Annotated in this window: 7 protein-coding genes and 1 pseudogene; 7 read left to right on the top strand and 1 reads right to left on the bottom strand. The window is 42.7% G+C overall.

Features of this window, described 5'->3' with window-relative positions; genetic code table 11:
• Window positions 1–16 precede the first annotated feature (16 nt).
• From ydeO to HEN33_RS22750, 3 genes are all read left to right on the top strand, one after another.
• Window positions 17–778, top strand: a complete 762-nt coding sequence (gene ydeO / locus HEN33_RS22760) for an acid stress response transcriptional regulator YdeO (RefSeq protein WP_000060467.1) — start codon at window positions 17–19, stop codon at window positions 776–778.
• A 398-nt stretch (window positions 779–1,176) separates the two neighbouring features.
• Window positions 1,177–2,859 (top strand): sulfatase-like hydrolase/transferase, encoded by a 1,683-nt coding sequence (locus HEN33_RS22755; protein ID WP_176262937.1) that lies wholly within the window; start codon window positions 1,177–1,179, stop codon window positions 2,857–2,859.
• Window positions 2,860–2,910: 51 nt separating this feature from the next.
• A complete protein-coding gene (locus HEN33_RS22750; protein ID WP_176262936.1) occupies window positions 2,911–4,068 on the top strand; it encodes an anaerobic sulfatase maturase in 1,158 nt (385 codons plus the stop codon).
• Here the strand turns inward: HEN33_RS22750 and HEN33_RS22745 are convergent.
• Complete coding sequence (locus tag HEN33_RS22745; protein ID WP_122083086.1) at window positions 4,034–4,159, bottom strand: hypothetical protein; 126 nt, start codon at window positions 4,157–4,159, stop codon at window positions 4,034–4,036. The two genes, HEN33_RS22750 and HEN33_RS22745, sit on opposite strands and share 35 nt — an antisense overlap.
• 199 nt (window positions 4,160–4,358) lie before the next feature.
• On the opposite strand from HEN33_RS22745, the gene HEN33_RS22740 reads away from it, so the two are divergent.
• The 4 genes and pseudogenes from HEN33_RS22740 to HEN33_RS22725 form a co-directional block, all read left to right on the top strand.
• A complete protein-coding gene (locus HEN33_RS22740) occupies window positions 4,359–6,044 on the top strand; it encodes an ABC transporter ATP-binding protein/permease (RefSeq protein WP_176262935.1) in 1,686 nt (561 codons plus the stop codon).
• A gap of 37 nt (window positions 6,045–6,081) precedes the next feature.
• Window positions 6,082–8,454 (top strand): TonB-dependent receptor plug domain-containing protein, encoded by a 2,373-nt coding sequence (locus HEN33_RS22735; protein ID WP_176262934.1) that lies wholly within the window; start codon window positions 6,082–6,084, stop codon window positions 8,452–8,454.
• 56 nt (window positions 8,455–8,510) lie between these two features.
• Entirely contained in the window at window positions 8,511–11,294 is a 2,784-nt protein-coding gene (locus HEN33_RS22730; RefSeq protein ID WP_176262933.1) for a M16 family metallopeptidase, read from the top strand.
• Between the two features lie 359 nt (window positions 11,295–11,653).
• Window positions 11,654–11,852, top strand: a pseudogene (locus HEN33_RS22725) (glutamate decarboxylase); the annotation flags it as partial.

Below are 11,852 nucleotides of genomic sequence, written 5' to 3'. Positions count from 1 at the left end.
GTTTTAAGGAGATAAAATGTCGCTCGTTTGTTCTGTTATATTTATTCATCATGCCTTCAACGCTAACATTTTAGATAAAGATTACGCCTTCTCTGATGGTGAAATCCTGATGGTAGATAACGCTGTTCGTACGCATTTTGAACCTTATGAGCGGCATTTCAAAGAAATTGGATTTAATGAAAACACCATTAAAAAATATCTACAATGCACTAATATTCAGACAGTGACTATGCCTGTTCCTGCGAAGTTTTTACGTGCTTCAAATGTACCAACTGGATTACTTAATGAAATGATTGCTTATCTCAACTCTGAAGAACGCAATCATCAGAATTTTTCTGAACTTTTGCTTTTTTCTTGCCTGTCTATTTTTGCAGCATGCAAAGGTTTCATTACATTATTAACTAACGGTGTGCTATCCGTATCAGGGAAAGTGAGAAACATTGTCAATATGAAGCTGGCACACCCATGGAAACTAAAAGATATTTGTGATTGCCTGTATATTAGTGAAAGCCTGCTGAAGAAAAAACTAAAGCAAGAGCAAACGACATTCTCACAAATTCTTTTAGATGCCAGAATGCAACACGCAAAAAATTTGATACGCGTAGAAGGTTCAGTCAATAAAATTGCCGAAAAATGTGGTTATGCCAGTACATCTTATTTTATTTATGCTTTCCGCAAACATTTCGGCAACAGTCCAAAGAGAGTTTCAAAGGAGTACCGTTGTCAAAGGCACACGAATATGAACACGGGCAACACGATGAATGCTTTGGCTAATTGATTATTCGTTCACGAATAGTCAACCACACGCTAAGTAAGAATTAAAGGGGCAGCTATTACCTGCCCCAATGTGTCATTACGAATTGTATTTCATGATGAGAATTGGTGATATACATCACATATTTATGTATCTAAATAATCTCTTTCATATTTATTTATGATCCCAATGCAATAAATTGCCATCAAAACACATAAATACACTAAATATCAATTAGTTAGATATTTAGCATTGAGAAATTACTTGACTCAACAGAAAGCAATGTCAACGCTTTTTAGACTGTTGTTTCTCTTTTTTTAGCCAAATCTGCTATCTCTTTATGTGACTCACTTCACTTACATCATCTTATTTCTCTTCGTAAAATTACTTTGGAATTAAGTACAATAAGAAGAGGAACATTTATGAAGTCTGCATTGAAGAAAAGTGTCGTAAGTACCTCGATATCTTTGATACTGGCATCTGGTATGGCTGCATTTACCGCTCATGCGGCTGATGATGTAAAGCTGAAAGCAACTAAAACAAACGTTGCTTTCTCAGACTTTACGCCGATTGAATACAGTACTAAAGGAAAGCCAAATATCATCGTACTGACCATGGATGATCTGGGTTATGGACAACTTCCTTTTGATAAGGGTTCTTTTGACCCAAAAACAATGGAAAATCGTGAAGTTGTCGATACCTACAAAATAGGGATAGATAAAGCCATTGAAGCTGCATCAAAATCGACGCCAACACTGCTTTCGTTAATGGATGAAGGTGTACGTTTTACTAACGGCTATGTGGCGCACGGGGTTTCCGGTCCCTCCCGCGCCGCAATAATGACCGGTCGAGCGCCCGCTCGTTTTGGTGTGTACTCCAATACTGATGCTCAGGATGGTATTCCGCTGACAGAAACTTTCTTGCCTGAATTATTCCAGAATCATGGTTATTACACTGCAGCAGTAGGTAAATGGCACTTGTCAAAAATCAGTAATGTGCCAGTACCGGAAGATAAACAAACGCGTGACTATCATGACAACTTCACCACATTTTCTGCGGAAGAATGGCAACCTCAAAACCGTGGTTTTGATTACTTTATGGGATTCCACGCTGCAGGAACGGCATATTATAACTCCCCTTCTCTGTTCAAAAATCGTGAGCGCGTCCCCGCAAAAGGTTATATCAGCGATCAGTTAACCGATGAGGCAATTGGCGTTGTTGATCGTGCTAAAACACTTGACCAGCCTTTTATGGTTTACCTGGCTTATAATGCTCCGCACCTGCCAAACGACAACCCTGCACCAGAGCAATATCAGAAGCAATTTAATACCGGTAGCCAAACAGCAGATAACTACTACGCTTCCGTTTATTCTGTTGATCAGGGCGTAAAACGCATTCTTGAACAACTAAAGAAAAACGGACAGTATGACAATACAATAATTCTATTTACCTCCGACAATGGTGCAGTTATCGATGGTCCTCTGCCGCTGAACGGGGCGCAAAAAGGCTATAAGAGTCAGACCTATCCTGGCGGTACTCACACCCCAATGTTTATGTGGTGGAAAGGAAAACTTCAACCCGGTAATTATGACAAGCTGATTTCCGCAATGGATTTCTACCCGACAGCTCTTGATGCAGCCGATATCAGCATTCCAAAAGAGCTAAAATTGGATGGTGTTTCATTGCTGCCCTGGTTGCAAGATAAGAAACAAGGTGAGCCACATAAAAATCTGACATGGATAACATCTTATTCTCACTGGTTTGATGAGGAAAATATTCCATTCTGGGATAATTACCACAAATTTGTCCGCCATCAGTCAGACGATTACCCGCATAACCCCAACACCGAGGACTTAAGCCAATTCTCTTATACGGTGAGAAATAATGATTATTCGCTTGTCTATACAGTAGAAAATAATCAGTTAGGTCTATACAAACTGACGGATCTACAGCAAAAAGATAACCTTGCCGCCGCCAATCCGCAGGTCGTTAAAGAGATGCAAGGCGTGGTAAGAGAGTTTATCGACAACAGCCAGCCACCGCTTAGCGAGGTAAATCAGGAGAAGTTTAACAATATCAAGAAAGCACTAAGCGAAGCGAAATAACTAAACCTTCATGCGGCGGATTTTTCCGCCGCCTTATTGAGCGAGATAGCGATGCACGTTACAGCCAAGCCCTCCAGTTTTCAATGTAATCTCAAATGTGATTACTGTTTTTACCTTGAAAAAGAGTCGCAGTTTACTCATGAAAAATGGATGGATGACAGCACTCTGAAAGAGTTCATCAAACAATATATCGAAGCGTCTGGCAATCAGGTCTATTTTACCTGGCAAGGCGGTGAACCCACTCTAGCTGGCCTGGATTTTTTCCGTAAAGTTATTCACTATCAACAACGCTATGCAGGCCAAAAACGAATTTTTAATGCATTGCAAACGAATGGCATTTTATTGAATAATGAATGGTGTGCCTTTCTCAAAGAACATGAGTTTCTGGTTGGTATCTCGATCGATGGACCCCAGGAGCTACATGACCGCTACAGACGCAGTAATTCAGGTAACGGTACTTTTGCAAAAGTGATAGCAGCCATCGAGCGTCTGAAATCATATCAAATAGAGTTTAATACGTTAACCGTCATTAATAACATTAATGTCCATTACCCTCTTGAAGTTTATCATTTTTTAAAATCTATCGGCAGTAAACATATGCAATTTATCGAATTGCTCGAAACCGGGACGCCGAATATTGATTTCAGTGGTCATAGTGAGAACACATTCCGTATCATTGATTTTTCTGTGCCTCCCACGGCTTATGGCAAGTTTATGTCAACCATTTTTATGCAATGGGTTAAATACGATGTGGGTGAAATTTTCATCCGTCAGTTTGAAAGCTTTGTCAGCCGTTTTTTGGGGAATGGGCATACCAGTTGTATTTTCCAGGAGTCCTGCAAGGATAATCTGGTTGTTGAAAGTAATGGAGACATTTACGAATGCGACCATTTTGTCTATCCACAGTACAAAATTGGAAGCATTAATAAATCTGAACTCAAAACGATGAACAGTGTACAACTGACAGCGCAAAAAAAACGGATTTCAGCGAAATGTCAGCAATGTGTATATAAACCTATCTGCAATGGTGGTTGCCCTAAGCATCGTATTACTAAAGTAAACAATGAGACTATTTCCTATTTTTGCGAAGGTTATAAAATCCTTTTTTCAACCATGGTACCTTATATGAACGCCATGGTGGAGTTAGCTAAGAACAGAGTACCGCTTTACCACATTATGGATGTTGCAAAACAAATGGAGAATAATTAATAACGCTCCCCCTTAGTTCCATTCTTAGCCTCCTTCTTATGACCTTAACAAGGCACCCGACATAAATACCTGTCGGGTGTTTCGTCTTCATCATCTTCCTTTGCGAAAATCCTGGCTTACGAGGTATGCGTCAGGGCATTAGCAATACTCTTGATTATCAATAGCATAACCATAACCACTGAAAATGAAACATTTCTTTATATTTCATATTGTTAAATGATACTTAAATAAATTTCATCAGTATATCATTGCCATAGATAATCATTGAATGGCACAATCAATTTTCGCTAATGATAACCATTCCCATTACGTTTTGTATGTTGATAGCAAAGTATCTCTGTCTGCTGAAGCCCTTTTGGCTGCGTAAGAATAATAAAACTTCAGTGTTGTTAATCATTATTATCCTCGCCATGATCCTTGGCGTGGTTAAAATTCAGGTCTGGTTAAACGACTGGAATAATGATTTTTTCAATGCGCTAAGCCAGAAAGAAACTGATAAGCTTTGGCAGCTTGTCCTTTGGTTCCCTGCCCTGCTGGGGATCTTTGTATTAATATCCGTAAACAAAACATGGTTAATTAAACTACTGACTATTCGCTGGCGCGAATGGTTAACAGATTACTACCTTAATCGCTGGTTTGCAGATAAAAACTACTATTTCACGCAGATCTACGGCGAGCATAAAAATACAGATAACCCTGACCAACGTATCGCTGAAGACATTCTCTTACTGATCAGCAAAACGCTCAGCCTTTCATTTGGCTTCATCCAGTCACTTAGCATGCTGATCACCTTTACCGTTATTCTTTGGCAAAGCGCGGGTACGCTCTCATTCACTGTTGGTGGAACTGAATGGGGTATCCAGGGGTATATGGTCTATACCGTCGTGCTCATTGTGATCGGTGGAACTTTATTTACCCATAAGGTTGGTAAACGTATTCGTCCGCTTAATGTGGAAAAACAACGTAGCGAAGCGACATTTCGAACTAATCTTGTGCAGCATAATAAGCAGGCAGAACTGATTGCGCTAAGCAATGCTGAGTCTCTACAACGCCAGGAGTTGAGCGAAAATTTTCATACCATTAAAGAGAACTGGCATCGTTTAATGAATCGTCAGCGGTGGCTTGATTACTGGCAGAATATTTATTCGCGCTCGCTTAGCGTTCTTCCCTACTTTCTGTTATTGCCGCAGTTTATTAGCGGACAGATCAATCTGGGCGGACTGATGAAATCACGCCAGGCATTTATGCTGGTATCGAACAATTTAAGCTGGTTTATTTATAAATATGATGAACTTGCTGAACTGGCTGCGGTTATCGATCGCTTGTATGAGTTCCATCAACTCACCGAACAGCGCCCTACGAATAAGCCTAAAAATTGCCAACATGCGGTACAAGTGGCTGACGCGAGTATTCGTACTCCTGATAATAAGATCATATTAGAGAACCTGAACTTTCATGTTTCGCCAGGCAAATGGCTATTACTGAAAGGTTACTCTGGTGCGGGAAAAACCACACTGCTTAAAACATTATCCCACTGCTGGCCGTGGTTTAAAGGTGATATTTCGTCTCCTGCTGACAGTTGGTATGTGTCACAAACACCGTTAATCAAAAGCGGCTTACTGAAAGAGATTATTTGTAAAGCACTTCCTCTGCCCGTAGACGATAAATCGTTGAGCGAAGTACTGCATCAGGTTGGTCTGGGGAAATTGGCTGCGCGTATTCATGACCACGATCGCTGGGGAGATATTCTTTCCAGCGGCGAAAAACAACGTATCGCCCTGGCACGATTAATTTTACGACGTCCGAAATGGATATTTCTTGACGAAACTACCTCTCATCTTGAGGAACAAGAGGCTATCCGCTTACTGCGTTTAGTGCGTGAAAAACTACCCACAAGCGGCGTCATTATGGTTACACATCAACCCGGTGTCTGGAACCTGGCCGATGATATTTGTGACATTAGCGCGGTTTTATAAAAACAATAAAAGCCCTGCTGTACGGAGATAAAAATAAATGAAGCGAGTTCTTATTCCTGGCGTCATTTTATGTGGCGCTGATGTGGCGCAGGCCGTCGATGACAAAAACATGTACATGCATGTTTTTGAAGAGATGACGGTCTATGCTCCTGTCCCTGTACCCGTAAACGGCAACACGCATTACACCAGTGAAAGCATCGAGCGTTTACCGACCGGGAATGGCAATATCAGCGATCTGCTGAGAACCAACCCTGCGGTGCGCATGGATTCAACGCAAAGTACCTCGTTGAACCAGGGAGATATTCGCCCGGAGAAAATCTCTATTCACGGTGCGTCGCCCTACCAGAATGCCTATTTGATTGACGGTATTAGTGCAACTAATAACCTGAACCCAGCGAATGAGTCCGATGCCAGTAGTGCAACCAATATTAGCGGGATGTCACAGGGCTATTATCTTGATGTCAGCTTACTGGACAATGTGACGCTTTATGACAGTTTTGTGCCGGTTGAATTCGGTCGCTTCAATGGCGGGGTAATTGATGCAAAGATCAAACGCTTCAATGCTGATGATAGCAGCGTGAAACTGGGTTATCGCACTACGCGTTCAAACTGGTTAACATCGCATATCGATGAGAATAACAAGAGCGCATTTAACCAAGGTTCTTCAGGAAGTACTTATTACTCTCCAGATTTTAAAAAGAACTTTTATACTTTGGCGTTTAATCAGGAACTCGCTGATAACTTTGGCGTTACCGCCGGTTTATCGCGCCGCCAGTCTGATATCATCCGCGCGGATTATGTTTCGAATGACGGCGTTGTCGCCGGCAGGGCACAGTATAAAAACGTTATCGATACTGCATTGAGCAAATTTACCTGGTTTGCCAGCGACCGCTTTACCCACGATTTAACCTTAAAATATACCGGCTCCAGCCGTGATTATAATACCAGCACCTTCCCGGAGTCTGATCGCGAAATGGGTAATAAATCCTATGGTCTGGCATGGGATATGGATACCCAGCTCGCATGGGCCAAACTGCGTACCACCGTTGGTTGGGATCATATTAGTGATTATACCCGTCACGATCATGACATCTGGTACACCGAACTTTCATGTACATATGGTGATATTTCAGGGCGTTGCACCCGTGGCGGATTAGGACACATTTCCCAGGCTGTAGATAATTACACCTTCAAAACACGCCTTGACTGGCAAAAATTCGCCGTGGGTAATGTTTCGCATCAACCCTACTTCGGCGCGGAATACATCTTTTCCGATGCATGGACTGAACGCCATAACCAGTCTGAATCCTATGTGATTAATGCTGCCGGAAAGAAAACTAACCATACCATTTACCATAAAGGTAAAGGCAGCCTGGGAATAGACAATTACACGCTGTATATGGCGGATCGCATTAACTGGCGTAATGTGTCGTTAATGCCCGGCGTGCGGTATGACTATGATAACTATCTGTCAAACCACAATATCTCCCCGCGCTTTATGACGGAATGGGATATTTTTGCTGATCAAACCTCAATGATTACCGCAGGTTATAACCGTTACTATGGCGGGAATATTCTTGATATGGGATTACGTGATATCCGCAATAGCTGGACGGAATCGGTATCAGGCAATAAAACCCTGACGCGCTATCAGGATTTGAAAACGCCTTATAACGATGAACTGGCAATGGGATTGCAGCAAAAAATCGGTAAGAACGTTATTGCGCGCGCAAACTATGTTTACCGTGAAGCGCATGATCAAATCAGCAAAAGCAGTCGTACCGACAGCGCGACTAAAACCACCATTACTGAATATAACAACGACGGTAAAACCAAAACGCATTCGTTCAACCTCAGTTTTGAACTGGCCGAACCCCTGCATATCAGCCAGGTAGATATTAACCCACAAATTGTCTTTAGCTATATCAAGAGCAAGGGCAACTTGTCGTTAAACAATGGTTATGAGGAGAGCAATACCGGTGATAACCGGGTGGTTTATAACGGTAATCTGGTCTCTTACGATAGCGTTCCAGTGGCGGATTTTAATAATCCACTAAAGATCTCCTTAAACATGGATTTCACGCATCAACCGAGCGGGTTGGTGTGGGCGAATACGCTGACCTGGCAAGAAGCGCGTAAAGCTCGCATTATCCTGGGTAAGACGAATGCGCAATACATCAGCGAATATTCAGATTACAAGCAGTATGTTGACGAAAAACTGGATAGCAGCCTGACCTGGGACACCCGCTTGTCCTGGACGCCACAATTTCTGAAACAACAAAACCTGACGATCAGTGCCGATATTCTCAATGTACTGGATAGCAAAACCGCTGTTGATACAACGAATACCGGCGTGGCGACCTACGCCAGTGGCCGTACTTTCTGGCTTGATGTCAGCATGAAATTTTAATAGTTCGGATTTTACTTAACCGGGTAAATTCGCCCGGTTTTCGCATGGAGATAATTATGAGAAACCTCTGTTTCTTACTGACGTTAGTGGCAACTCTGTTGCTCCCCGGGCGACTGATTGCCGCCGCCTTACCGCAGGATGAAAAGTTAATTACCGGGCAACTGGACAATGGCTTGCGATACATGATTTATCCGCATGCTCATCCAAAGGATCAGGTAAATTTATGGCTGCAAATTCATACCGGTTCATTGCAGGAAGAAGACAATGAGCGCGGCGTGGCTCATTTTGTAGAACATATGATGTTTAACGGCACAAAAACATGGCCGGGTAATAAAGTCATCGAAACATTTGAGTCAATGGGCCTGCGTTTTGGTCGCGATGTTAATGCCTATACCAGCTATGACGAAACAGTGTATCAGGTGAGTTTGCCGACTACGCAGAAACAAAATCTGCAACAAGTGATGGCAATCTTCAGTGAATGGAGTAATGCCGCAACCTTTGAAAAACTCGAAGTAGACGCTGAACGCGGCGTAATTACTGAGGAATGGCGTGCACATCAGGATGCGAAATGGCGTACATCTCAGGCGCGCCGCCCTTTTCTTTTGGCAAATACACGTAATTTAGACCGTGAACCTATCGGCCTGATGGATACCGTCGCCACGGTCACACCGGCACAATTGCGCCAATTTTATCAACGCTGGTATCAACCCAATAATATGACCTTTATTGTGGTCGGCGATATCGACAGTAAAGAAGCGCTGGCGCTGATAAAGGATAATTTAAGTAAGCTCCCGGCTAATAAAGCAGCTGAAAATCGCGTCTGGCCGACAAAAGCAGAAAACAATCTACGCTTTAATATTATTAATGATAAAGAAAACCGGGTGAACGGCATTGCACTCTATTATCGCCTGCCACTGGTACAAGTAAACGATGAGCAAAGCTTTATCGAACAAGCGGAATGGAGCATGTTGGTTCAGCTGTTCAATCAACGTATGCAGGAACGTATACAGTCGGGCGAGTTGAAGACTATTTCTGGTGGCACTGCGCGCAGCGTTAAAATTGCACCCGATTATCAGTCGCTGTTTTTCCGTGTAAATGCACGTGACAATAATATGCAGGATGCTGCGAATGCATTAATGGCAGAGTTGGCAACTATTGATCAGCATGGTTTTTCTGCTGAAGAACTCGATGATGTCAAATCTACCCGTCTCACCTGGCTGAAAAATGCGGTTGATCAGCAAGCTGAACGTGATTTACGTATGCTGACCAGTCGCCTGGCATCCAGCTCATTAAATAATACGCCGTTCTTGTCGCCGGAAGAGACATATCAACTTTCGAAACGTCTGTGGCAGCAAATTACCGTGCAAAGTCTGGCTGAAAAATGGCAGCAGTTAAGAAAGAACCAGGACGCATTTTGGGAGCAAATGGTAAACAATGAGGTTGCTGCCAAAAAAGCATTGTCTCCTGCGGCTATCCTGGCGCTGGAAAAAGAGTACGCCAACAAAAAGCTGGCGGCTTACATCTTCCCAGGCAGAAATTTATCGTTAACAGTAGACGCTGACCCACAGGCGGAAATTAGCAGCAAAGAAACGCTGGCTGAGAATCTGACATCATTAACACTTTCCAATGGTGCCAGGGTTATTCTGGCAAAATCCGCGGGTGAAGAGCAAAAGCTACAAATTACTGCCGTATCTAATAAAGGCGATTTAAGTTTCCCTGCGCAGCAAAAAGCACTTATCGCGCTGGCAAATAAAGCAGTAAGCGGAAGCGGCGTTGGTGATCTCTCCTCTTCCAGCCTGAAACGCTGGAGTGCGGAAAACTCGGTAACCATGAGCAGCAAAGTCAGTGGGCTGAATACGTTGCTCTCCGTGAGCGCGCGGGCTAATAATCCTGAACCTGGTTTCCAGTTGATTAACCAGCGAATCACTCACAGCACGATTAATGACAATATTTGGGCATCGCTACAAAATGCTCAAATTCAGGCGTTGAAAACGCTCGACCAACGTCCAGCAGAGAAATTCGCCCAGCAGATGTATGAGAAGCGCTATGCTGATGATCGTACGAAATTACTGCAAGAAAAACAGATTGCACAATTTACTGCCGCAGACGCGCTGGCAGTCGATCGCCAGTTATTTTCATCTCCAGCGGATATCACGTTTGTCGTTGTCGGTAATGTCGCAGAAGACAAACTTCTGCCGTTAATTACGCGTTACTTAGGATCAATAAAACACTCTGATTCGCCATTAGCCGCAGGTAAACCATTAACTCGCGCGACGGACAACGCATCGGTTACAGTAAAAGAACAAAATGAACCTGTGGCACAGGTTTCACAGTGGAATCGTTATGATTCCCGGACACCTGTAAATCTGGAGACGCGTATGGCGCTCGATGCTTTTAACGTCGCACTGGCAAAAGATCTACGCGTTAATATTCGTGAACAGGCATCTGGAGCATACAGCGTTTCTTCTCGCCTCTCGGTTGATCCTCAGGCCAAAGATATCAGTCATTTGCTGGCTTTTACTTGTCAACCAGAACGACATGATGAACTGTTAACGTTAGCGAATGAAGTGATGGTTAAGCGTCTGGCTAAAGGGATCAGTGAGCAAGAACTGAACGAATACCAGCAAAACGTTCAGCGTAGCCTCGATATCCAACAGCGTAGCGTTCAACAATTAGCGAACACCATTGTAAATAGTCTTATTCAATATGACGATCCTGCCGCATGGACTGCGCAGGAGCAATTATTGAAACAAATGACGGTAGATAATGTTAACACTACGGTTAAACAATATCTTTCTCATCCGGTGAATACCTTTACCGGAGTATTACTACCAAAATAATGACGTCCCCCGTCAACATATCGTTGGCGGGGGTTTTAGCAACAGACGTTATTTTATATAATAATTTTATGAATGCGTTCAAAATAACAACCGAGTACTAATAATGATATTTTAAGGGCTAATTTTTATGTGATAATTCACCAGAGTTAGAAAGCGCGTCAAAATAATGACATACAACACCACACTACAATCCATAACACCCTACACTATTGTTTTTTAACGTAAATATATTTTCCCATAATATCTCACGATAAATAACATTAGGATTTTGTTATTTAAACACAAGACCTTTGCACTTGCTTACTTTATCGATAAATCCTACTTTTTTAATGCGATCCAATCATTTTAAGGAGTTTAAAATGGATAAGAAGCAAGTAACGGATTTAAGGTCGGAATTACTCGATTCACGTTTTGGTGCGAAGTCTATTTCCACTATTGCAGAATCAAAACGTTTTCCGCTGCACGAAATGCGTGATGATGTCGCATTCCAGATTATCAATGACGAATTATATCTTGATGGCAACGCTCGTCAGAACCTGGCCACTTTCTGCCAGACCT

The organism is Escherichia sp. 94.0001 (assembly GCF_013369155.2).
GTDB lineage: Bacteria > Pseudomonadota > Gammaproteobacteria > Enterobacterales > Enterobacteriaceae > Escherichia > Escherichia coli_F.
The sequence above is the reverse complement of the archived record's forward strand: the minus strand, read 5'-3'. Positions and strand labels throughout refer to the sequence as shown.